The 21,439-nt window shown below is 60.4% G+C and carries 23 protein-coding genes and 3 pseudogenes; 10 read left to right on the top strand and 16 right to left on the bottom strand.

Annotated elements, in window-relative coordinates; all coding sequences use genetic code 11:
• Window positions 1–208 precede the first annotated feature (208 nt).
• Window positions 209–2,077: a hypothetical protein gene (locus EC86_RS0124845; RefSeq protein WP_051676379.1), complete on the top strand. Its 1,869-nt coding sequence runs from the start codon at window positions 209–211 to the stop codon at window positions 2,075–2,077.
• Between the two features lie 50 nt (window positions 2,078–2,127).
• Here EC86_RS0124845 and EC86_RS0124840 read toward each other — a convergent pair whose 3' ends face one another.
• The 5 genes and pseudogenes from EC86_RS0124840 to EC86_RS26745 form a co-directional block, all read right to left on the bottom strand.
• Window positions 2,128–3,102, bottom strand: coding sequence for an IS1595 family transposase (locus EC86_RS0124840; protein ID WP_029524292.1), 975 nt, complete (start codon window positions 3,100–3,102; stop codon window positions 2,128–2,130).
• A 318-nt stretch (window positions 3,103–3,420) separates the two neighbouring features.
• A complete protein-coding gene (locus EC86_RS0124835; protein WP_051676378.1) occupies window positions 3,421–3,792 on the bottom strand; it encodes a plasmid pRiA4b ORF-3 family protein in 372 nt (123 codons plus the stop codon).
• Between the two features lie 41 nt (window positions 3,793–3,833).
• Window positions 3,834–4,793, bottom strand: coding sequence for an ISAzo13 family transposase (locus EC86_RS0124830; RefSeq protein ID WP_232230059.1), 960 nt, complete (start codon window positions 4,791–4,793; stop codon window positions 3,834–3,836).
• Window positions 4,793–5,047: a hypothetical protein gene (locus EC86_RS29705; protein ID WP_029528436.1), complete on the bottom strand. Its 255-nt coding sequence runs from the start codon at window positions 5,045–5,047 to the stop codon at window positions 4,793–4,795. Before EC86_RS29705 ends, EC86_RS0124830 begins: the two co-directional genes overlap by 1 nt.
• Window positions 5,048–5,216: 169 nt before the next feature.
• A pseudogene (locus EC86_RS26745) lies at window positions 5,217–5,651 on the bottom strand (transposase); the annotation flags it as partial.
• A gap of 75 nt (window positions 5,652–5,726) precedes the next feature.
• Here EC86_RS26745 and EC86_RS0124815 point away from each other — a divergent pair.
• Complete coding sequence (locus tag EC86_RS0124815) at window positions 5,727–6,251, top strand: transposase (protein ID WP_029524731.1); 525 nt, start codon at window positions 5,727–5,729, stop codon at window positions 6,249–6,251.
• A pseudogene (locus EC86_RS28290) lies at window positions 6,248–6,946 on the top strand (DDE-type integrase/transposase/recombinase); the annotation flags it as partial. The gene EC86_RS0124815 and the pseudogene EC86_RS28290, both read left to right, overlap by 4 nt.
• A gap of 32 nt (window positions 6,947–6,978) precedes the next feature.
• On the opposite strand, the gene EC86_RS30280 reads toward EC86_RS28290, so the two are convergent.
• The 4 genes from EC86_RS30280 to EC86_RS28285 form a co-directional block, all read right to left on the bottom strand.
• Window positions 6,979–9,069, bottom strand: coding sequence for a recombinase family protein (locus EC86_RS30280; RefSeq protein WP_029528226.1), 2,091 nt, complete (start codon window positions 9,067–9,069; stop codon window positions 6,979–6,981).
• Window positions 9,063–9,350 carry a hypothetical protein gene (locus EC86_RS0124800; protein ID WP_029528225.1) on the bottom strand — a complete coding sequence of 96 codons (288 nt, stop codon included), beginning with the start codon at window positions 9,348–9,350 and terminating at the stop codon, window positions 9,063–9,065. Before EC86_RS0124800 ends, EC86_RS30280 begins: the two co-directional genes overlap by 7 nt.
• Before the next feature lie 5 nt (window positions 9,351–9,355).
• Window positions 9,356–9,820 carry a helix-turn-helix domain-containing protein gene (locus EC86_RS0124795; RefSeq protein WP_029528224.1) on the bottom strand — a complete coding sequence of 155 codons (465 nt, stop codon included), beginning with the start codon at window positions 9,818–9,820 and terminating at the stop codon, window positions 9,356–9,358.
• A gap of 210 nt (window positions 9,821–10,030) precedes the next feature.
• Complete coding sequence (locus EC86_RS28285) at window positions 10,031–10,339, bottom strand: DUF5372 family protein (RefSeq protein ID WP_269635758.1); 309 nt, start codon at window positions 10,337–10,339, stop codon at window positions 10,031–10,033.
• Here EC86_RS28285 and EC86_RS0124785 point away from each other — a divergent pair.
• Window positions 10,309–10,671, top strand: a complete 363-nt coding sequence (locus EC86_RS0124785; RefSeq protein ID WP_029528292.1) for an integrase core domain-containing protein — start codon at window positions 10,309–10,311, stop codon at window positions 10,669–10,671. The genes EC86_RS28285 and EC86_RS0124785 overlap by 31 nt on opposite strands.
• Window positions 10,672–10,698: 27 nt before the next feature.
• Window positions 10,699–13,260, top strand: coding sequence for a Tn3 family transposase (locus EC86_RS0124780; RefSeq protein WP_051676376.1), 2,562 nt, complete (start codon window positions 10,699–10,701; stop codon window positions 13,258–13,260).
• A 309-nt stretch (window positions 13,261–13,569) separates the two neighbouring features.
• Here EC86_RS0124780 and EC86_RS0124775 read toward each other — a convergent pair whose 3' ends face one another.
• Both EC86_RS0124775 and EC86_RS0124770 read right to left on the bottom strand, forming a co-directional pair.
• The gene (locus EC86_RS0124775) at window positions 13,570–14,187 is read right to left on the bottom strand and encodes a class I SAM-dependent methyltransferase (protein WP_029528433.1); all 618 of its coding nucleotides are present in this window, start codon (window positions 14,185–14,187) and stop codon (window positions 13,570–13,572) included.
• Between the two features lie 75 nt (window positions 14,188–14,262).
• Window positions 14,263–15,144: an MBL fold metallo-hydrolase gene (locus EC86_RS0124770; protein WP_029528432.1), complete on the bottom strand. Its 882-nt coding sequence runs from the start codon at window positions 15,142–15,144 to the stop codon at window positions 14,263–14,265.
• Window positions 15,145–15,231: 87 nt separating this feature from the next.
• On the opposite strand from EC86_RS0124770, the gene EC86_RS0124765 reads away from it, so the two are divergent.
• The 5 genes from EC86_RS0124765 to EC86_RS0124745 are packed head-to-tail and all read left to right on the top strand — an operon-like array spanning window position 15,232 to window position 17,484.
• Window positions 15,232–15,558 (top strand): ArsR/SmtB family transcription factor, encoded by a 327-nt coding sequence (locus tag EC86_RS0124765; protein ID WP_029528431.1) that lies wholly within the window; start codon window positions 15,232–15,234, stop codon window positions 15,556–15,558.
• Entirely contained in the window at window positions 15,558–15,992 is a 435-nt protein-coding gene (locus tag EC86_RS0124760; RefSeq protein WP_029528430.1) for a YeeE/YedE family protein, read from the top strand. The genes EC86_RS0124765 and EC86_RS0124760 overlap by 1 nt, the downstream gene beginning before the upstream one ends.
• Before the next feature lie 10 nt (window positions 15,993–16,002).
• Window positions 16,003–16,440, top strand: a complete 438-nt coding sequence (locus EC86_RS0124755) for a DUF6691 family protein (protein ID WP_029528429.1) — start codon at window positions 16,003–16,005, stop codon at window positions 16,438–16,440.
• Between the two features lie 46 nt (window positions 16,441–16,486).
• A complete protein-coding gene (locus EC86_RS0124750) occupies window positions 16,487–17,095 on the top strand; it encodes a DUF599 domain-containing protein (RefSeq protein ID WP_232230053.1) in 609 nt (202 codons plus the stop codon).
• A gap of 20 nt (window positions 17,096–17,115) precedes the next feature.
• On the top strand, window positions 17,116–17,484 hold the full coding sequence (locus EC86_RS0124745) for a phosphatase PAP2 family protein (protein WP_198026916.1): 369 nt from the start codon (window positions 17,116–17,118) through the stop codon (window positions 17,482–17,484).
• Window positions 17,485–17,705: 221 nt separating this feature from the next.
• Here the strand turns inward: EC86_RS0124745 and EC86_RS30275 are convergent, their stop codons facing one another.
• From EC86_RS30275 to EC86_RS30265, 5 genes and pseudogenes are all read right to left on the bottom strand, one after another.
• Window positions 17,706–17,900, bottom strand: coding sequence for a phosphoribulokinase (locus EC86_RS30275; RefSeq protein WP_232230052.1), 195 nt, complete (start codon window positions 17,898–17,900; stop codon window positions 17,706–17,708).
• 30 nt (window positions 17,901–17,930) lie between these two features.
• Window positions 17,931–18,548: an AAA family ATPase gene (locus EC86_RS30270; RefSeq protein WP_269635760.1), complete on the bottom strand. Its 618-nt coding sequence runs from the start codon at window positions 18,546–18,548 to the stop codon at window positions 17,931–17,933.
• A gap of 115 nt (window positions 18,549–18,663) precedes the next feature.
• Window positions 18,664–20,304 (bottom strand): annotated as a pseudogene (locus EC86_RS26735) (IS481 family transposase).
• Between the two features lie 4 nt (window positions 20,305–20,308).
• Window positions 20,309–20,887, bottom strand: a complete 579-nt coding sequence (locus EC86_RS0124730; RefSeq protein ID WP_029528426.1) for a recombinase family protein — start codon at window positions 20,885–20,887, stop codon at window positions 20,309–20,311.
• Window positions 20,888–20,944: 57 nt separating this feature from the next.
• The coding region (locus EC86_RS30265) for an IS66 family transposase (protein WP_332258706.1) at window positions 20,945–21,439 on the bottom strand (495 nt) is incomplete at its 5' end.

The following is a 21,439-nucleotide window of genomic DNA, read 5'->3' as shown; positions in this document are numbered from 1 at the left end:
GGGCATCGAGCAGCAGATGAAGGATGTTCCTGGCCAGCAGCAAAGCGGACAGCAAGGGGTTGAGGAGGGTGTGGACATAGGCCTGAGCGTTATTGCTTGTATCGTTGGGTGAGTGGGCACAGCACTAAACAGTCGTCAAGGTAAGGTTTATCCCAAGTAAACAGATCTGAGAGCAGCGCAAAGGCGCAAATTCAAATGGTGACCGGACATGAACGACTTTAAGCGGTTTCTTGAGAACGGTACAGCTCGAACTGAACTCTTTGTCTTGATACATGGATTTAAATTTCGCCTCTTAGGAAAAGGAATTTCGGACGTCAAGGATGTGCTCCGCGCGGAGCACCCGAATGCCGACATCTTTGCACCGGAACTGCCATTCGCGAGAAAACCACTTTGTCTGCAGAAAGCCGAGAGCATTGTTGCCGGTCTCGTTGCGGCTATTGATGAACTCGTGGCGGATCGTAAGCGATCGGGAGGCAAATACATTTCCATCACGTTCGTCGGACACAGTTTCGGAGCAGTGATTGCACGCAAGATCGCAATCATCGCCTTCGGTGAGCAGATGGGCGCGGGCGGTGACCGGCCTGCGCCTTTCGAACCAGAGTTTGCAGAATTCCGTGAACCACGAACTTGGGCTACCTCAATCCAGCGCCTTATTCTCTTCGCCGGGATGAATAGAGGTTGGTCAGTGTCCTCAGCGATGGATTGGTTGACCAGCGTAAAGTGGAGCATCTCGCAGTTGTTCGGCGAATTTGTCTTGCGTGGCAAGCCCACGATTTTTGCAATCCGAAAGGGAGCACCTTTTCTGGTGCAAGCGCGGTTGCAGTGGCTTGCGCTGATGGACCAGGAATATGGACCTCGTCCTGACATTATTGTCGTGCAGCTGTTAGGTACCGTTGACGACCAAGTGTCGCCGGACGATAACGTCGACTATTCAGTTGATCTCATTGGCGAGAATGAACGTCACTCTTATTTCTACCTGGAAGTCGGGAAGTCAAATCATTCAAATGTGATCGAGATGTCAGCGACCGGACCGCTCGAAACCGCGCTGGCACGTACGGAACGGCGCAAGAAATTCCTGATAGCTCTCAACGAAAGTCGCGAAACGCTGGCGAACAAGTCTATTACGCGGGAGGAGATGGCTGACAACCTACCGCCGAAACCGGATCCTACGGTTACCGATTTAGTGTTTGTTGTGCACGGAATACGCGACAAGGGGTTTTGGACACAGAAGATCGCGCGCTGTATCAAAAAACATGCGACGTTGGATCAAAAATTCGAATCGTGGACTGAAAGCTATGGCTATTTCGCTATGCTGCCATTCATGTTTCGAACGGTTCGCCAGCGAAAGGTCGAATGGCTAATGGATCGCTTTGCCGAAGCTCGCGCCCGTTATCCAAGGTCGACGTTCCACTATGTCGGTCATTCCAACGGCACTTACCTTGTGGCTCAGGCATTGCAGGACTATCCGGCTGCGCGGTTCAAACACGTCGTACTCGCCGGCAGCGTCGTTCGCCGTGATTATGATTGGTTGAGCTTAATTCAGACTAACTCGCAGGTTCCCCGCGTGAAAAAGGTGCTGAATTATGTGGCGACGCGAGATTGGGTGGTCGCGGTATTTCCAAAAGCCCTGCAGCCGTGGCGACGCTTCAATCTTGGCAGCGCTGGCCATGACGGATTTATCCAAGGCTCGGAGTTGGGCCCAGTTCACCAGATCAACTATATTGTTGGCAATCACGGCGTGGGCCATGAGGAGGAAAATTGGGACGATATCGCGCACTTTATCGTGTCCGGAACGGCGCCTGAAGTCACTTTTCCGCCGTTCAGCAAATTGCAGAGCCGAATTTGGCGCTTAGTGGGCAATTGCTCAGTTATCCTTTTGCCCGTGCTTGTCGCTGCAATTCTTTTAGTTGGCATTGATCTTTTTTTGTGGACTGGACTTCTGTGTCCGCTCGCTTCCATACTAGTACCATCAAAGTCTACCTTGTGCCTAGATCTGACGCCACTCCAAGCGGCCAGCCGTACGATCGTACCCTTTGGGTATTTTTGGATGGTGTATATGTTCACTACACGGTTCTGAGGACTTTGGTGATTGCCATCGATTACGTCCTGTCTGATCTAACTCGATGGCTATGTCACTGTTAAATGTGGAAATTTTCCCAAGGCCATCGCCAAGACAGCTTGCCCAGAGTCGCCATGGTGGCTGTCCAGGGCGCGAAACCAGCCCAGGTAGTTGTCCAGATAGCCCGTGGCAACGCCGTGAAAGCGGTGCAGCCACTGTTTGAGACGGCCGTGATAGGCGTTGACATTCTGGACATGGATGGCGCCGTTGACGCGCACGCCTGCGTTCAGATTGACCGCCTCGTGCGCCAGGTGCGCGTCGTGCGCAAAGCCGCAGTAGGTCCGGTTGCCATCGCTCACCAGCAGCGCATCCTTGGCCAGCACGGGCTGCAGTGCGCCGGCCAGTGCGGCTTTTGTCATCTGCCCGCGTCCCATCACCCAGTCCAGCGTCTGTCCGGCACGGTCCCGAGCCACCAAAACGCAGACCAGTTCACCGGACAGGCCCGCTTTTCTCGCCTTGCTGCCGCGACGGCGAGGCGGGCGGTCCAGCTTGCGACAGCCCTTGCGCGACTCCAGGATATAGGTCTCGTCGGCCTCGGTAATACCTTGCAGCGTTGTCGCGCGGTCTGCCTTGAGGCCGCTGAGAAAGCGATGGCGCCAGCGCAGCGCCGTGTTTCGGTGAACCTGCAGGGCAGTAGCGGCCCGGCGAAGGGTGAGGGAGGCGGCCAGGGCTTGACTAAAACCGAACCACTTGCCCTTCTTGCGCAGCCGCGCCAGCGCGGTGCCCGTCAGGGCATTGAACGTGCGGTGGCATGTCCGGCAGCGGTAGCGCTGCAACCCACTGACGTGGCCATGCCGGTAAAGCTCGCTGCCTTGGCAGTGTGGGCAGCAGCGCGGCTCAGTCGCGCTGGACGACTCAATGACGGCCAGCCCTTTTTGCTGCTCATCGAGTTCATCCAGACGCTTTTTGAGCAGTTCACGCTGGCGCAGCGTGAGCCGGGGCACCTGTTGGTTCATCAACGCATTGAAAGTCTCGGCGTTCATGGCTAACCTCCTTCACGGTTCGCTATGAACTCTACGCCTCTGGAAAAAAAATTCCACATCTAACAGTGACAGAGCCAACTCGATAGACTCGGCGGCTACTTGGCTCGAGCTTCGGATTCACCCCCAGGCAACACAGTAATGTGGCTCGGCATGGCCCGGCTGACCGACATTGAACTGAGCTTCTCACTCAGGACTCAAAACTGTAGCCTGAATCCGTGACCTCAAACAAAGCGGTCTGATTTTCAAGCTGGACTGTTCAAATATCCGTGGAATATGTCGTGATGTTGGTAAGCGTCCGCCCAGTACCCATATTGAAATTCAAGACGCTGTGTGGTTGAGCCACAGGTTGATCTCGGCCGCGTCGAATGCGGCAGGGTCAAACGGGCGGCCGACCCATTGCTTGAGCTCATCGTGCTCCGGGTGGGCCGGATCGGCCAGCGCCTGCACGAAGTCCTCGTAGCCCGGCGCGCCGCCCACGTCCTCGGGCGGACAGGCGTTTTCTCCGGCCAGGCACAGCGCCAGCGACAACGGCGCGTCAAGCGTGACGGTTTTTTCCACCTTGACCTTGTGGCGCCAGTTGTCCCCGAAGTCGTAGACGTAGAGGAACGTCCTGCGAGCGCCCAGCGCCTCTTCCAGCGTGACGCTGGCCTCATCGATCACGCCGTCTGGCAAGTCCCAGTTGGGCTCCAACGGGCCGTAATTAGGATGTGGCCAGAAATAACTTCCCGAGCTCAGCCATTGGCCGGGACGGCACGGTAGTTCCAACGGGGCAGATGCGCATCGAAGACGATGCGCATGTTTGCCAAGAAGTCTGCCGCGACTTTTTTACCCTTGACGTAGACCCCGCCGAGCACCTCGGCCGTCACCTTCAGCCCGGTAGTCGTTTTGGCCTTTGCCATGAACTGCCGGGCGATCTCCACCGTGTGAAACGTCACGCCCTGGCAGGCGCGCGTGACATGGGCAAACAGGCGGTGCTCGATCGGGTTGTGTTTGGAGCAGTATGGCGGGTAGTGCGCGACGCGGACCTCCAGCCCGAGCTGCTCGGCCAGGTGTTGCAGCGCTTCCTTGAACACATGGCGATTCGACGCGTTGGAGCCGCCTCCATCGCACAGCAGCAACAGGCGCTTAGCATCGGGGTAGTGCTTGCTGCCGTGCCGCTCCCACCAGTGCGCGATGGAGTCGCAGCAGAACTCGCTCGACTCCGTGCTCGTGTTCAGGTGCATGTGCCCCTCGTTGCGCGCCAGGTCATACAAGCCGTGCGGAATCAGCTTGCCTTGTCCTGCGCTGGGAAAGTCATGGTCCAGCGTTTGAACCTGCGCCTGCGTGTGGGTCTGCCCCTCCCGGGCAAAGTTGCCGATCAGCTCCTTTTTCTTCGTGTCGATGCTGAGCACCGGCTCGCCCCTGGCCAGATACGCGGCCTTGAGCCGGGCGATGTTCTCGAACTGCGCGTTGCGGTCGGGATGCGCGCCCATCGACTTTTTCTTGCGCGCCTTGCGCGTACCCAGGCCGTGCTTTTTGAGCAGCTTGCGCACCACATGGCGGCTCGCCGGCGTGCCCATGTCGGCCAGGCGCCTGCTGATCTCGCGGCGCGACAGGTTCGTCCAGAGCACGCCCTGGCGCATTGGGTCGCCCGCCGTGAACTCGGCCAGCAGCGCGCGAAAATTCTCGTCGAGCGTGGCAACGCTGTCGATCAGCGGCTTGCGTCCACCGCCTTTTTTCGAACCCGCTCTTGCGCGGGATCAACGGGCAGCGCCAACTCCGTCAGCCCGCGGCGCACGGTCTTGGCATCGAGCCCAAACAAGCCCGAGACAACGCTGATGCCGCCGCTGCCGAGCTTGGCCGCCTCAATGGCCGCATAGCGCCGCCGGTCCTTTTCCGACAGCGTTGCGAACAGCCGCTTCATCTTGACCTCAATGTCTTGTCCGTAACCCGTCTGTGTGCTCATTGCTGGATTTTACGTACCCGCCGTGCCCCTGCACGCCACCCATTGGGCAGCACTGCATTTTGACCAGAGAGGGGGGAAGTTATTCCTGGCCACATCCTTAAAGGCTTGCGACCGGGATAAGACTTCGGTCAAGGTGGTTGGCTCATAAGAAACCAAAGTTCGTTGAGGATCAGGCAGGTACTTCCGTCGGGGCGATGAGGAATCCGAGGGCGGCAGCGCGACGCTTGAGCGCTGCCACGCTGCGCTGGCGCTGCTGCTCTTCATAGTGCTGCTGGCCCTGGTCGACGAAGTCCTCGCCGCGCGTGAGCATGAAGTAGACCATTCTGGCAAGCTTGTGGGCGGTGGCCGTGTTGGCGCGGGGTTTGTCCATGCGCGCGCACATGCGGCGATAGAAGGCACCGAGTGCCGAGCCGTTGCGCGACAAGCTCATGGCGGCCATCTTCAGTGCCTGGCGCGCCCGGTTGACTGAGCGCCGCGTCCTGCTTGAGAGCACCTTGCCCCCGCTGATCTTGGTGCCCGGACACAGTCCGAGCCAGGAGCAGAAGTGCTTGACGCTGGCAAAGCGGCTCAGGTCCGGGCCGATTTCCGAGAGCACCGTCAGCACCGAGGTCACCCCCGGGTGTCAGACTTGTTGTCGCGTCCAATTCTTCAATGGCTAACTGCCCGGCAACGACATTTCATGACCAGAACACCGCATTCACATCACTCCCTTGAATTTAAAGAGCAGGCATTGCTCAAAGCCAGGCATCGCGGCACGCGTTCCGTTATCAGCGTTGCCAGTGAACTCAACATGTCCGCCGGCACGCTCAGGAAGTGGCTGCAAAGCGCAAGCAAGAAAACCGGCACGATAGCCCCCCCGGTGTCCGCTGCAACTGCTGCACTGGACGGCCCGGCGTCGGCCTGGACGCCTGCACAGCGTTTGATGGCGCTGCAGCAAAGCTATGCACTGGATGACATGGCCCGGGCCAGCTGGTGCCGCGAGCATGGCGTGTTCGAGCATCAGCTGGTGCAGTGGCACCAGGCGTTTTGCACCCCTGCCGTGCCCGCTTCACGCGAGGCGAGCGGCGCCTTTCGCGAGCTGCAGCGCCAGCATGATCAGTTGCAGCGCGAACTCAGGCGCAAGGAAAAGGCGCTGGCCGAGGTGGCTGCCTTGCTGGTGTTGCAAAAAAACTTCCAGGCGCTGTTGGAGGGCGCGGACAAATGACGTCCGTCCAGCAGCGCCAAAAGTTGCTCGGCCTCATTGACAAGGCCTGCGCCGACGGGGCGCGTTTGCAACCGGCTTGCCGCCAGATCGGCTTGTCGTGCCGCAGCGTGCAGCGCTGGCAGCGCTCTGAGGCGGCCGAGGGTGACCAGCGCCCTTCAGGCAAGCGGCGCTATGCACGCCCGGCCAACAAGCTGCTTGAAGAAGAGCGCCAGGCCGTGATGGCCACGCTCAACAGCGAAGCGTTCAAGGACTTGCCGCCGAGCCAGATCGTGCCTCGCCTGGCCGACAGCGGCGTCTATGTGGCGTCCGAATCCACGATGTACCGCCTGCTGCGCCAGGAGGGCCAGTTGGCCCATCGGCGCGCAGAGCGTTCAGCGCAAAAGCGCAGCCGGCCGCGCGCCCTGGCCGCGACCGGGCCCGATCAGGTGTTTTGCTGGGATATCACGTACCTGCCAACCCAGGTGCGCGGCCAGCACTTCTACCTGTACCTGTTCGAGGATCTGTTCAGCCGCAAGATCGTTGGCTGGCAGGTGTTCGATTGCGAGAGTGCCGAGCTGGCCAGCCAGTTGCTGCGCGACATCTGCGCGCGGCACAGCATTCCCCCGGGCCAGCTGACGGTGCATTCGGACAATGGCGCGCCGATGAAGGGCGAGACCATGCTGGCCACGATGCAGCGCCTGGGAGTGGCGCACACGCGCAGCCGGCCGTCCGTAAGCAACGACAAGGACTACGTCGCATACTGCACTCCTTCCGTACGTTCAGGTGGAACCGTTGCCTCCAGACGCCGCTGCGAGAGCTTGGCGCCGGGCTTCTTGCGGGGAGCCAGGTCGCCTGGTGGTTCATACAAGGACTCGTTCTTGTCGCTGTAGGCGTGGCCTCGCAACAGGCCGCGCCGCAGCCAGATCTTGACAGTGTGGGGGGTGACGTGCAATGCGTCGGCCATTTCCTGCAGTGTCAACATGCCGCGCTCGCGCAATCGGTCGTACCGCGGTTTGAGATGGTAGTCGCGCGCCAAACGCGCGATCATCCGTGTATTGAATGCCGATCCCGCACCCGGCGCGAATCCACGAGCATTGAGAACGTCGGCGATCTGCGCCGTGGTGTGTTCGTCAAGCAAGTGGTCTATCTCCTGGACCACGGCAGTGGGCGTCACACGCTGCTGCCAGGAGCACTTGGGCAGGGGTAGATGCAGCGACTTGCGCGCACCACCCTTGAAGCGAATATGTATGGTGATCTTGTCGTCACGATTCAAGGTGACGTCCTCCACCAGCAATCTGACCATGCGTTTGCGATCGCGATCGAGCGTACCCGGATCGTTCCACAGGCGAGGGAAGTCGGTGGCCAGTTGCACGATCGCTTTGCGCTGCTCGTCGGTCAACAAGCGTGCGTCTTCATCCCGGCGACGGGTGTACTCCTCGCGTGCATCGCCCAGCGCGCGCAGCTTCTCGTTCCAATCCGCCTCCAGGGAGTCGGCCACCAGCCGGTTGTCGGGATCAACGCGCATATAGCGTCGCTGCGCCAGTTCGCATTCGTACTGCGCGCGTTCAACATTGGCATGGCGCATGCGGTCCGCCTCTTCAAAGCGAGACTGCAGTTCCTGTTGAACGACCAGCGACACCTCGAGCGCAACCGGATTGACCGCCTCGATGAGCACCGCTGCGACCGCTTGGTCAATGCCGGTTCCGGGCACGTGTTGGCACACCGCTTGACCGTGCTTGATGCGTTCGCGCTGGCATATGTAGTCGGGACACAATTGCCCATGACGATCGTGATAGCGAACCGTCATGCGTTGACCGCAGCGCCCACACAAGACCATTCCTTGCAGCAGCGCAGGACCCTCGCGCGGTGGTCCGCGCCGCCGATCGGTGCCCATCGCCTGCGCGTTGGCATGCAGGCGATGCTGGTTGAGCTCGAACTCGTCCCAAGAGATATACCCCGCATGGTTACCCGGGATCAACGTGACCCATTCATCGCGCGGCATTCGACGCAGCCGGGTGCGGCCATCGATGGTCCTGACCGTATGGCAACGTCCATAAACAAACGCTCCAGCGTATCGGGGACTGTGCAGCACCCGAAGCACCTGGTCGTGCGTCAGGCTGCCCCACAGCAGTTCGCCTTTGTGGGGACCCTTGGCGCAGCGCCGCGGAAATGCCAGCTTCTCATCACGCGCGGCCTTGACCGTGGCGCAGGCTGAGCCGGTGCGGGCGAACGCCGCGAACAGCCACCTCAGGCAATGCTGGACTTGCTGATCAGGATCGAGCACGAGCGTGCCATCGCTGGTGTAGATCAACCCCACGGGCGGGCGCATCTCCAACTCGCCGCGGCGCGCCTTGTTCAGGATTCCGCCCTGCAGGCGCGCGCGCAGCACATGCAGTTCCGCCTCGCTCATGGTGCCCTTCAGGCCGAGCAGCAACCGGTCGTTGAAGTGTGCCGGGTCATAGACTCCATCCTCGTCGCAGATCAGCGTCGAGGTGAGCGCGCAGATCTCCAGCAACCGATGCCAGTCCATGGAGTTGCGTGCCAGGCGCGAGACCTCCAGACCCAGCACGATGCCCGCGTGGCCCATGCCGACTTCGGCGACCAAGCGCTGGAAGCCTTCGCGATCCGTGGCGGCGCCGGACTGGCCAAGATCGGTATCGATGACGATGACGCGTTCGTCTGCCCAGCCAAGGGCCACGGCGCGTTGGCGCAAGCCGTACTGGCGCTTGGTGCTCTCGGTGTTCTCGAACACCTGGCGCAGCGTCGACTGGCGGACATAGAGGTAGGCGTTGCGCTTGAGGTGACTGGCCTGCACCTTCTGATGGTGATCATTCAACATACGAGGGCCTCCTGCCGATTGAACAAAACCATACTGGCCAGCAGCATTGCAACGTCCCTGTGCAACTGCGCTGGACAGATCTGCTGGTCACCCTGTGGCGGCGCCGGCACCGGCGTCGGCGCCACGCACTGACTCCACACCTGCATCCAGGCGCACATACCGCCACGGGTGAACAAAGCCAGGCCCTGGGGTTGAACGGCCGATCGGCCAAGCACCTGTTGGCGCAGATCTTCGTAGCGTGCAACCAGACTGTCGTCGCGCAGCAGCGGCGCAAGCGACACGGGTATCAGCGCCGTTTTTTTTTGCGCAGCAACTGCCGCTCGATGCTGCGAGGGTGAACTTGCACCCCGAAATTTTGGTGCACCAACTCGGCCAGGCGCTCCGCACGAATATCCGGATCGGTAGCACGCGCCTCGCAGATGAACTGCAGCACCGTTGGCGTGAGTTTGTGGCCACCGTGCGGACCACTCTTGTGGGCGAGTAAAGCGGCCAGGCCGCCGCTCTCGAAGGCCGTCATGGCCTGGTAGAACGAGGGACGCGAAAAGCCGCAGGCCTTGGCAGCCTCGCTGATCGAGCGCTTGTCGATGTTGACCAGTCGCAGCATCTCGTACTTGACCTGCAGCACATCGTCGGGGTCGAAGAACGCGTTGTTGGCGAACAGTGCGTGAGTGACGCCGTGCGCACGCGGGTTGAGCGCAGCGTGCTGGCGCAGGACCGCTTGCTTGTCGTGCTTGTCTCGATCTATGGGCATGGACCCTCCTCGGCTCAGGCCAGTCAATGTATGTAAATAGGATTATGTTCGGCATGAACACACTGTCAAGGTGATCACTGCAAGCGATAGGAGGTTTCATGTGCAGCATGTATGTTGAGCTCCCATGCCAGTAGCATCGAACAGATGCAAGACAAGACGTAATCGCCTTTACACTTTGCACAATATCTTCTTTACACTGAAGGGGCCGGCTCATGACTTCATTGCCTCGATCAGTTGCACCAATTCGAGGAGTTCTTGAGCCCGGAACGCGGCACGTCCCCGCGCCACAGCATTGAAAGGGTCTTCGGCGACCAGGTCGGTCCAGACCGCCGGCATCGAGTGCGAGCCTCCTGCTGTGTCGTGGAAAAAAACCCTGTCTTCGCGCCAGTTCCTCCCACGCTCGACCAGATCGAACACCTGACCGAACAGCGGATGGTGCGGATGGGTGACGCGAAAAGGTCGTCGCTCAACGTCGCCATGCGGCGCAGTTGACTGCTCGCTCCAATCCCTATGTCGAATCGGCGTTCAGAACCCTGAAGTACCGCCCGCAATTGCCTGTCAAGCCGTTTGAAAACCTGCTGGCCGCAAGGCGCTGGGTGACCGAGCTGGCGCACTGGTACAACCATCAGCATCACCACAGCGCGATTGGCTTCGTGACTCCAGCCCAACGCCATGCCGGCCTGGACCGGGCATTGCTTGAGGAGCGATCGCTCGTCTATGAACGGGCACGCCAGGAAAATCCCCAGCGCTGGTCAAGGCAGACCCGCCAGTGGGCGCATGTCGATGTCGTGCACCTCAACCCAGAAAACCCACAAATCAAGGAGCTTCGAAACACTCAAAAGGTAGCCTGACTCACTTCACTTCAGGCGACAACTTCCTTGACAGCCACCGTCATCAACGTGGTGATCGAGCAACTGGTGCGCCAGCGTTTCGAGCTGCCAGGGTTCAGCACCTTGCTGCGCACCGCGCGCCGCATTCGTGCGCAAGTCAATGACGAGTTGTTCAGCGTGCTGTCTGCCGGGCTATCGCCAGCGCTCAAACATGAAATCGACGACTTGTTTCTGGTCAAGGCTGGGGCCACATCGGGCTGGCTCAGGCTCAAACGCGAGCCCAAAAAACCGACGAACCCTGAAGTGCGTGCCTATCTGGAGCACCTTTCATGGCTAAAGGCCTGGGTGGCCCGCCTGCCGGCCATCGACCACATTGCAGCGCCGAAATTCCACCAGTACGTGCTCGAAGCCCGCGCGCTCGACGCGGCGGACATCAAGGCGACCAAACCGGCCAAGCGCTACGCGCTGGCCGTGGTGCTGATTCATGCCCAATTGCGCCAGGCGCTGGACGACGCCGTGGACATTTTGCGGCGCAAAGTGCGAAAACTCCATGCCACGGGCGCCGAGCAGCTGGAGCGCTATTTCACCGAGCACCGCCTGCGGGCGGAAAAGCTCATCGCCACGCTGCGCGACGTGCTCAAGGCCTTCGAGGCGGGCGCCACGGATGCCGAGCGCGGCGGGCGAATCGCCAGCGCCATCGAGGGCGAGTCGGCGCAGTTGCTGGCGCAATGCGACGAGCACATGGCTTACGCCGCCGACAATTACTTTCCCTTCATGATGGCCTCCTACCAGGCGCAGCGCCCGCTGCTGCTCAACTGCCTGGGGCTCCTAGAATTGGCCTCGACCCACAGCGACCAGACGCTGGTGCAGGCGATTGCCTTTGTGCTGCAGCACCGCAGCAGCCATAAAGAGCACTTGCCCGTGGACGAGGCGGCGCTCAGCGTGCAATGGCTGCCGGACAAATGGCGGCGACTCGTCGTCCAGGAAAACGAACAAGGCAAGCCTGCCAGCGTTCACCGCAAGTATTTTGAATTGTGCGTGCTCTCGGAAGTGGCGCGCGAGCTGCAGTCCGGTGACCTGTTTGTCCGCCACAGCGAGCAGTACGGCGACTACCGCGAGCAACTCATCAGTTGGGACGCGTTCGAGTCCCAGGTGGCCGACTACGGCGCCATGCTGGCGCTGCCCACAGAGGCGGGCGCATTCGTCGCGCAGCTCCGGCAGCGCCTGGCGGACACGGCCAAGCGGGTCGATGGCGCCTTTCCCGACAATGCCCATGCCGCCTTCGTTGGGGAGGAACTGGTCATCCGCAAGAATTCGAAACAAGCCGCGCCTGCCGCGTTGTTACGGGTGGATCAGCAGCTCACCGCCCGGTTGGCGCCGAAGAACATTCTGGACATCCTGGTCGAAGGCGAGCGCTGGCTCGATCTGCACAAGCTGTTTGGCCCCCTGTCCGGCTTTGAGGGCAAGATCGACAATCCACGGCTGCGCTTTGTCACCACGCTGTTTTGCTACGGGTGCAATCTTGGCCCCACGCAAACGGCCCGCTCGCTCAAGGATCTGAGCCGCAAGCAGGTCGCCTGGCTCAATTTGCACCACATGACCGAGGCGCGGCTGGAAAAAGCCTTGGTGCAGGTCATCAACGCTTACAACAAGTTCCTCTTGCCCAAATACTGGGGAAGCGGCGAGGCAGCCTCGGCCGACGGCACCCAGTGGAATCTGTACGAGCAAAATCTGCTGGCCGAAAGCCATATCCGCTACGGCGGTTATGGCGGCATCGGCTACTACCATGTCTCGGACAGGTACATCGCGCTGTTCAGCCACTTCATTCCCTGCGGCGTGTATGAGGCGGTCTACATTCTCGATGGGCTCATCAAGAACGAGTCCGACGTGCAGCCCGATACGGTGCATGGCGACACCCATGCGCAGAGCACGCCGGCCTTCGCTCTGGCCTATTTGCTGGGCATCAAACTGATGCCCCGGATCCGCCAGTTCAAAAAGCTGGTGTTCTTCCGGCCAGACAAGAAAACCCGCTACAAGCACATCGACGCGCTGTTTGGCGAAAGCATTGACTGGTCGCTGATTTCAACCCATCTGCCCGACATGCTGCGCGTCGCCTTGTCGATCAAGGCGGGAAAGATCACTCCATCGGCCCTGCTGCGCCGCCTGGGTACGGCCAGCCGCAAGAACAAGCTCTACTTTGCCTTTCGCGAGCTCGGGCGGGTGGTTCGAACGCAGTTCCTGCTGGACTACATCGGGGACGTGGAGCTGCGCCGCACGATTCAGGCGGCCACCTGCAAGAGCGAAGAGTTCAACCAGTTCACGAAGTGGCTGTTCTTTGGCGGCGAGGGCGTCATTGCCGAGAACGTACGGCACGAGCAGCGCAAGGTCATCAAGTACAACCAGCTGGTGGCCAACCTGGTCATCCTGCACAACGTGGAGGCGATGACCCGGGTGCTCAAGGAGCTTCAGGCCGAGGGGTTTGCCGTTGACGCGGCTGTCTTGGGCGGCCTGGCGCCCTACCGGGTCGAGCACATCAATCGATTTGGCGATTACTCGCTGGATCTGGAGCGGCCGGTGCCGCCCATGCAATTCGAGACTATTCTTATTTGAAATCAATCGGTTACGTCAAAAAACGCCGGATTCCGTCCGAATCCCGGCCGACCCTCAGGTGGATTGCGCATTGGCCACGCAGCGGTTCTGGAGGCGTGGCGCGGCCTCTCAAGGCAGCGGTCTGGGTCTTTCCATCGTCAGCGAGATTGCCAGCCGTTACGCGGGAAGCTTACAGTTTCGTCCGCGAAATCCGGTGGGCCTGGAGGCCTGTTTGACATTTCCCGAAAACTTCGACCAACAGGCGAGTGCTGACGTGGCACCGGCATCAGAGCATTGGGTTTAATCATTCACAGGCCTCGACCTGGCGTTTCATGACGATTTGACGCAGTAGCAATAAATGAACTGCTGCGAAGTCCCAAACGGCGTGTCGTGTACTTCAGTTGCGCTTTCGACGAGGCGAAAGGCATCGCCAAACCCACCGTGCAGCCCTTCCGCGTCATAACGAACCACGTCAAGACCGCTGCACTTGGAGGGACCCTCGGGCCCAAACGTCGCCACGATGACGTGGCCCCCCGGTTTGACCGCATGCATCACCAAACGCACATAGGCCCGGCGCTGCGCGAGGTCAGTCAGGAAGTGAAAAACCGCTCGGTCATGCCATACGTCGTATCTTGCCTCGGGGAGTGCGACCTTGGTGATGTCCCCGACCCACCACGCCACAGCATTGCCTGCGGAACCGAGCCGTTGCCGGGTTGCATCAATGGCCGCCTGCGAAATATCAAGAACGCTAACGTCAAGGTAGCCCGCGCCGAGCAAATCATCGACCAAGGTCGACTCGCCGCCACCGGCGTCAATGATGGACATCGCAGGGTCTGACGCAGCTTTTTCTATCAACGAAAGCGAGCGCTCCAGATGAGAGCGAAACCAGCTGACCGCGTCCGCTGCCTTGCTCTGATAGACCTGTTCCCAATGATTTTGCGTGTTCATTCTGACCTCGTTCATAAAGCTGCCAAAGTGAAATCTGGTTGTTCAGCGACGATCGCTCCCGGTTCAAAGCGCATGCTATTTGCTCTTCACGCCCAGCGTGTTGACCGGAATTTTGAGATAACTGATGCCGTTTTCTTCGGGGGGCGGCAGGTCGCCGGCGCGGACGTTGACCTGAATGGCCGGCAGGATGAGCGTGGGCATTCCCAGCGTCGCGTCTCTGGCGATGCGCATGGCGACGAAGGCATCTTCGTTAACGCCGTCATGCACATGGATGTTGTTCGCGCGCTGTTCACCCACGGTGGTCTGCCATTGCGGCGTGCGGGATGCCGGCGGATAGTCGTGGCAGACAAACATCTTGGTCTCCTCCGGCAAGGCCAGTAGTTTGCGGATGGACCGGTACAGCGCATGCACGTCGCCGCCCGGGAAGTCTGCCCGCGCCGTGCCGACATCAGGCATGAACAGCGTGTCGCCCACAAAGACCGAGTCTTCCACCCGGTACGCCATGTCCGCCGGGGTATGGCCGGGAACCAGCAGTGCTGTCGCCTCGACATCGCCAATTTTGAACGTCTCGCCTTCCTTGAACAGATGGTCGAACTGGCTGCCATTGGGCAGGAACGAAGGTTCCAGGTTAAAGACTGCCTTGAAGGTCGACTGGACGGCGCGGATGTTCTCGCCAATGGCAATGCGCCCGCCGACGTACTCCTTCAAATAGTGTGCGCCCGAGAGGTGGTCGGCATGAGCATGGGTTTCCAGAATCCAGTCCACATGCAGTTGCTTGTCCGCCAGGTAGTCCCGCACCCGGTCGGCTGATGTAGTGCTCGTGCGTCCCGACTTGAAGTCGTAGTCGAGCACCGGGTCGATGATGGCCGCGTGGCCGCTCTGGTTGTCCGAGACGACGTAGGTGACGGTCCAGGTCTCGGGGTCAAAAAAAGCTTGGGTCGTTATTTTTGCATTCATGGCGGACTCCGTGGATTGATTTCGATATGTTGACGTATATTGTATTGTTTTATATAATATAGTCAACCTAACCAAAAAATCTACCTCATGACTCCCACCTGTCTCGTCCTGGACCCTGAGTTGCTGCGCGCCGCAGCGACGCAAGCCGTTGGCACCCTGAAAGTGCTGGCCAATGAAGACCGACTCTTGTTGCTGTGCCAGCTGTCGCAAGGCGAGCGCTGCGTCGGCGAACTGGAAGACGCCCTGGGCATCCATCAGCCCACCTTGTCTCAGCAGCTCGGCGTGTTGCGCAACGAAGGCCTGGTCAACACGCGCCGCCAGGGCAAGCACATCTTCTACAGCGTGGCCAACCCGGCAACGCTGGAAATCCTGGCGCTGCTTTACCGTATTTATTGTCCCGAAGAAAGTAATTGATGACTATCGACTGGAATGCATTTACCCCCTGGTCCTCCCTGCTGGGCGGCGTATTGATCGGGGTGGCTGCCGCCATGTTTGCGTTGCTCAATGGACGCATCGCGGGAATCAGCGGCGTGCTGGGCAGTCTCTTGAGGCCCGTGCGGGGCGATATGGGCTGGCGAGTTGCATTTATCCTGGGGCTGGTAGGCGCTCCGCTGCTGTATGCGCTCTTCGCCGATGTGCCTGCGGTGCAGATTGACGCCAGCTACGGCGCCCTGGTCGCCGCGGGCCTTCTCGTGGGCATCGGCACCCGGTATGGCTCGGGCTGCACCAGCGGCCACGGCGTTTGCGGTCTGTCAAGGCTCTCGCTTCGTTCGCTGGCGGCGACGGCCACGTTCATGGGCGCAGGCTTTTTGACCGTGTTCGTGCTTCGCCATCTGTTCAGTATCTAAGGAAAAATCCATGTTTGTCTTGACCTCTTTACTCACGGGCATGGTGTTTGGCCTGGGGCTCATCGTCTCCGGCATGGCCAATCCCGCCAAAGTGCTGGGCTTCCTCGATGTCGGGGGCGCCTGGGACCCTTCGCTGGCGCTGGTGATGGCGGGGGCCATCGCGGTGGGCTTGGTCGCTTTCTTCTTTGCGAAAAACCGGACCCTGTCGCTCATGGGCGCGGTGATGAAACTGCCCACAGCAAGCCCGATTGACCGCCGCCTGGTGAGGGGCAGCACGCTGTTTGGCATCGGCTGGGGCATTGCCGGGTTCTGCCCGGGCCCCGGCCTGGTGGCGCTGGGCATGGGCGAGTCCAAGGCGCTGGTCTTTGTGGCCACGATGCTCATCGGAATGATCGTGTTTGAGTTGCTGGAGCTGCGCCGGCCAGCGATGACGCCCCGGGCTGCGTGAGCGCCTGGCCAGCATGACCAACACTACCACCTGGCTGGCGAGCCTCATGACCATTGCCATACTCGTGGCCTACGAAGTCGCGCTGCTGCTGGTGCAGCGCAGGCACCCCAAGCGGCTGGCGCGCTCTGCGCATGCGACCTTGCGCGAAGACTGGTTCGCCGCGCTGTCCAAGCACCGTGGTTCGGAAATCCTGGCAGTGCAAACGCTGCGCAATTCAATGATGTCGGCGACCATGACCGCATCAACGGCAGCGCTGGGACTGATGGGCGCGGTCACGTTGGCCGCCCCTTCTTTGAACTCATCGTTTGGCGCCAGCGACGCCATCTCCGCGCATTTGACCGCGCGGTTGGTGCTCGAACTGGTACTGATGACGATTTTGTTTGCCTCGCTGGTCTGCTCTGCGATGGCGGTTCGCTATTACAACCACGCCGGATTCATCAGTTCCATGCCGGTTGACTCCGAGGAGCGCCTGCGTTGGTCGCCTGCCGGTACGGTCTATTTGCGCAGGGCAGGGCTGCTGTACAGCTGGGGCTTGCGCCACCTGCTTTTGGTGGCGCCGATTCTCGCGTCCATCGTCTACCCGCTGGCAGGCCCCGTGGCCGCGGTGGTTGTGGTCATGGCGCTGCTGGGTTTTGACAGATTCACCACGACATGAACGGGGGTGCGGCGGAAAACTTGGACTGGTTGATTGGTATCGGCTTGACCGTGCCGCTGGGCATGCTGCTGAACGTTTTGATGAAATACGCCTTTCATCGTGCCCGGCCGAGTTTTGATGATCCGCTGCTGGCGCTGACAACTTACAGCTTTCCCAGCGGCCATGTGGCGGGAGCCACCTTGTTTTATGGCGTCATGGCAGCCGTGGTCATTTCCAGAACTGCTGCCTGGCGCTGGCGCGTGATGGCCGTTCTTGCCGCAATCACGATGGTGGCGCTGGTGGCACTGACGCGTATGTACCTGGGTGTTCACTACCTGAGCGACGTGCTGGCTGCATTTGCCGAGGGCGTGGCCTGGTTGACGTTGTGCCTCACCGGGCCGCACACCTAGATGTAGCGACCTGCATTCAAAAACAGTCCGACTTGCAATCAGCGGCTTTTTCGACCAGAATTAACTGCGACTGATAGGCCTCTCAAACCAGAGATAACTGCAAATGAACCTGCATTTACCGACGCCGACCTGCATTCCATCGGCGTGAACCAGCAATAACTGCGACTGACCGGGTGGTGCAATCAGCCAGCGCTAAAACACATTCGCCCCAGCGTTGAAGGCTAGATTGGCAAGCCCGCAGCCAACATGCGCTCGCGGATCTCTGCCGTGCGCTTGGGCTCAAGCTGATTGCTAAACAGCGCACGGATTTCTGCCGCCTTGGCGTCGAACTGCTCGACCATGTCCTTGAGGCGATAGCCGTGGCGCGTGAGCGTCGGCTCCAGGTCGTCGAGCTGGCGCGAGAGCACGGACCCCACCAGTTCAGCCGTGACCGGTCGTTCACCCGTCTATCCTGCTTCGAGCGCCAGGGTCAGGTGCAACTGGACTTGCAGCGGCGTGCGCAACTTGGTGGCCAGCATGTCGATCGCATCGGCGCTCAGAATCGACTCCGGCCCGGTTTTGTTGCCGGTGCAAACCCCCAGCAACCACTGGATGTACTCGCGCTGGCTACCGGTGATGCTGTCCAGGGTGAAGATGTCGGTGCGGTAGCAGATTTCCTCCATGGTCGGGCGGCGCAGGTCGTTGCGCAGTTTGGGATGGCCGGCCAGGATGACCGACAGGCGCCCGCCGCCGTCTTCCACGACCTCCATCAAGCGCTTCAGGCCAATGAGCGTATGCCCGTTCAAGTCGTGCGCTTCATCGACAAACAGGGCCACCGGGCGTTTTCCCTTTTTGACCAGCTCCTGCAACTCGCGCTCGCGCCGTTCGCCCTGCTTGGGAATCTGCACCAGTTTGTCCTGTGCCAGGTCGTAGAAGAGTGCCGTGATCAGCGTTGCAAGCTTGATGCTGTGCTTTTCTACCGACAGCGATCTGGCAACTGCTAAGCGGTTTTCATCCTTCAGGATTTGCTGCAAGCGCCGCAGGGTCACGGTTTTTCCGCTGCCCACGACGTCGCAGACCGCGATCAGCCGCCCTTCCAGGACTGCAGCCTTGATGTCCTTGATGAGCTGCTGGTGATGCTCGGTTTCATAGTACCCAGCCTGGCTGAACGGCTACGTCAACCCGTAATACTGCATGACCTCAACTCGCATGGTCCTCTCCTGATTTTTTGTTGCGGAAATACGCTCGTACGCGCGCCAGCATGATGCTGCGAATCAGCGTCTCGCCCAGCACCTGTTCGATAAAGGCCCGATCCTCCGGCGCGATCTTGGCCAGCGGTTGCGCCAGGTCATCGGCAATCGCCAACTTGGCGGCGATGCTGCTGGGGAAATGGTATTCGTGCGCTTGTGCATCAAAGGGTTGTTTCGCGAGTTCAAGTTCGCCAGGAAGATTCAAAGGAGCCCACCGCAGGTCTTCTCCGGCCAGCGCCGTGATGGGCAGCTTAAGCTGGTCCGCCAGCGTGCGGATGCGGCCGGCCCGCTCATCGGCGGTACCGCGCTTGAACGCCCGGTACCGGCCCAACGGAATCGGACCAGACACAGGATGGTAGGGACCGGTTCGCGCGCCCTCATACTCGACGTACAGTTCGCTGTCGAACAACCCCCACAACAACAGTACGGTTTCGCCGGCCATGTCTGGTTCCACCTCATAAGCGGTGCCATCCACCGAGACACGCGCATCGATGCCGACCTTGCGCCGCTCAGGTTCGCGGGCAAAGCGGCAGAACTGCTCCCAGGTACACCTCTCACGGATGCCCTCCGCAGGGAAATTGGCAATCCAGTCCTCGATGCGGGAGTGCGGTTCAGAGCGGTGGTCTTGTCGGTTGTAGCGCAGCAAATAGCGCATCAACCACTCATTGGCCTGTTGTTCGGTCTCCGGCTTGTGGAAGTGATACAGCGTTTCGTGGGCATCCTTGACAGTGCGAAAAGGGCGCTCGACCTTGCCCTTCGAGCGGGCGGTCACGCGCTCACCATCTTTGCCTGCAGGGATGTGGGTCTGCCACTCGATGCCCAGTGCCAGCATCACGTTTTGAAATACGCGGCTCTTGGCCACCGGACCATTGTCGAGGTAGATCATCTTGGGCCGGCCCTGGAACGGGAATTCAGCCTCGCCTTTCGTTGTCATCGCATTGAACAGAAAACGCAACGCGGATTCCGCGTCCTCGCCGTAGACGCACCGGTATTCGAGAAAGCACACGCCGCTTCGGTCATCGACCACGCTGTACAACATCAAGGTGGGCTCGCCCTTGGATGAGTCCACCCATGAGGGTGCTTCGATACGTTTCAGGTCGGACGGCGACATGTCGAATTGCTAGCAGTCGTTGCTGCACTCAGCCTGAAACCGCACGGCGGGCGGCTGTCGGCGCAGGCGTGCCTGATTCAGATGCCAGTGCGTGAGGTATTCATTGACCGTGCTGCGCGTCAGCACGCCTTGCGGCGCACGCACCAAGCCCTGCCAGGTCTCGACGCCATATTCTTCCAGCAGTTCGATGGCGCGCTTGGTAGAAAGGTGACGTCCGGCCTTGTTGGTCGTTCTGAGTTTGAGGGCCGCGACCAGTTCGCAGTAACGTTCCAGTTCGGCTTTGGGCATCAGACGCGGTATGCCATGATCCACACGATGCGCCGCACGCGGCTTGAGAAAATCCTTGAGCGCGCGATAAACTGTGCTGGCAGAAAGACCATACAGGTCTGCGGCCGCTTGTACCTGGGCTGCCCGCTGTGGACTTTTGCGGGGCAAGCGGTCCAGCCGCTGCCGCAAGAGCAGCAGCGAATCGGACGGGATCTGTTTACGCCGCCCCGAGGACATGACGGTCCGCCCTGGCGAGGTAGTTGTAGAGTGTCGATTTGGAAGAAATGCCCATCATCTGGCAGATTTCCTTGATCGTATGCTTGGCCTCGTGGTGAAGCCGCAAAGCCAATGCCAGTTTGGCGGGGTCGAGCCGCTTGGGCCGTCCGCCCATCCGGCCGCGCACACGAGCGGCGGCCATGCCAGCTTGGGTGCGTTCGCGGATCAGGTTGCGTTCAAACTCGGCGAGGGCGCCGAACAGATGGAACACGAGGCGGCCACCGCTGGTGGTGGTGTCGATGTTTTCTTGCAAGCTGCGCAAGCCCACCTTGGCGGCTTCAAAACGTTCCACCAGTTCGATCAGGTTTTTGAGCGAGCGGCCCAATCGGTCCAGCCGCCAGATGACGACGGTATCGCCGGCGCGCAGCATGCTCATCAGCGCGGCCAGGCCCGTGCGATCTGCTTTCGCACCGCTCGCCTTGTCCTCTAACATCCGCTCGCAACCGGCCCGCCTCAACGCATCGCGTTGCAGGTCCAGGTTCTGGTCATCGGTCGATACCCGGGCGTAGCCGATCAGCATGGCGCCAAGTCCAATTAGTCACGGAATTCAAATATAGCTGGATTGTGACTGTTCAGCCTACGCGAGCGCCAGGGCCTGTCCCGAGAAGACGGCGCGCATGGCGTGAAGCATGCCAAAGCCTTGCTTGCGCGCGGTGTCCAGATAGGAGCGGATGGTGCAGAAATTCTGCGCGCCCGGCAAGGTACGAAAGCAGCCTGAAATTCTCTGCTTGACCTTTGGCATGCGAATGGCGCGCTCGGCCAGGTTGTTGGTAAAGGGCACACCCAAATCGCGCATGAAGCGCAGTACCTCCTGCTCTCGCTCCAACAGCCGGCGCAGCAGGTTGAAGGCACCTGACTGCTTGGCCCGGCCACGTTGTCCTAGCGCCTTGGCCGCTGGCAGGTTTTGCGCCTGGCCTTCCTGCACCAAGGCGCGGTATTGGCTGGCAAAGACCTCGACCTGCACAGCCTGTAGTGCCGTATCGGTCTGACGCGCCGCCTTGCAGGCTTGGTCAGCGGCCAGCAACAACTCGATAAGGCCCTGGGTTGAGGAGGAACGAGTGTTCCAGGTTAA

The organism is Polaromonas glacialis (assembly GCF_000709345.1).
GTDB classification, from domain to species: Bacteria; Pseudomonadota; Gammaproteobacteria; order Burkholderiales; family Burkholderiaceae_C; genus Polaromonas; species Polaromonas glacialis.
Note: the sequence above shows the minus strand (reverse complement) of the source record. Positions and strands in the feature narration are given on the sequence as shown.

Excerpts from the sequence above, each read along its gene's own strand:
- EC86_RS0124845 (WP_051676379.1), top strand. The coding sequence starts at position 209 with ATGAACGACTTTAAGCGGTTTCTTGAGAACGGTACAGCTCGAACTGAA.
- EC86_RS0124840 (WP_029524292.1), bottom strand. The coding sequence starts at position 3,102 with ATGAACGCCGAGACTTTCAATGCGTTGATGAACCAACAGGTGCCCCGG.
- EC86_RS29705 (WP_029528436.1), bottom strand. The coding sequence starts at position 5,047 with ATGAGCACACAGACGGGTTACGGACAAGACATTGAGGTCAAGATGAAG.
- EC86_RS0124815 (WP_029524731.1), top strand. The coding sequence starts at position 5,727 with ATGACCAGAACACCGCATTCACATCACTCCCTTGAATTTAAAGAGCAG.
- EC86_RS30280 (WP_029528226.1), bottom strand. The coding sequence starts at position 9,069 with ATGTTGAATGATCACCATCAGAAGGTGCAGGCCAGTCACCTCAAGCGC.
- EC86_RS0124795 (WP_029528224.1), bottom strand. The coding sequence starts at position 9,820 with ATGCCCATAGATCGAGACAAGCACGACAAGCAAGCGGTCCTGCGCCAG.
- EC86_RS0124775 (WP_029528433.1), bottom strand. The coding sequence starts at position 14,187 with ATGAACACGCAAAATCATTGGGAACAGGTCTATCAGAGCAAGGCAGCG.
- EC86_RS0124770 (WP_029528432.1), bottom strand. The coding sequence starts at position 15,144 with ATGAATGCAAAAATAACGACCCAAGCTTTTTTTGACCCCGAGACCTGG.
- EC86_RS0124765 (WP_029528431.1), top strand. The coding sequence starts at position 15,232 with ATGACTCCCACCTGTCTCGTCCTGGACCCTGAGTTGCTGCGCGCCGCA.
- EC86_RS0124760 (WP_029528430.1), top strand. The coding sequence starts at position 15,558 with ATGACTATCGACTGGAATGCATTTACCCCCTGGTCCTCCCTGCTGGGC.
- EC86_RS0124755 (WP_029528429.1), top strand. The coding sequence starts at position 16,003 with ATGTTTGTCTTGACCTCTTTACTCACGGGCATGGTGTTTGGCCTGGGG.
- EC86_RS0124750 (WP_232230053.1), top strand. The coding sequence starts at position 16,487 with ATGACCATTGCCATACTCGTGGCCTACGAAGTCGCGCTGCTGCTGGTG.
- EC86_RS0124730 (WP_029528426.1), bottom strand. The coding sequence starts at position 20,887 with ATGCTGATCGGCTACGCCCGGGTATCGACCGATGACCAGAACCTGGAC.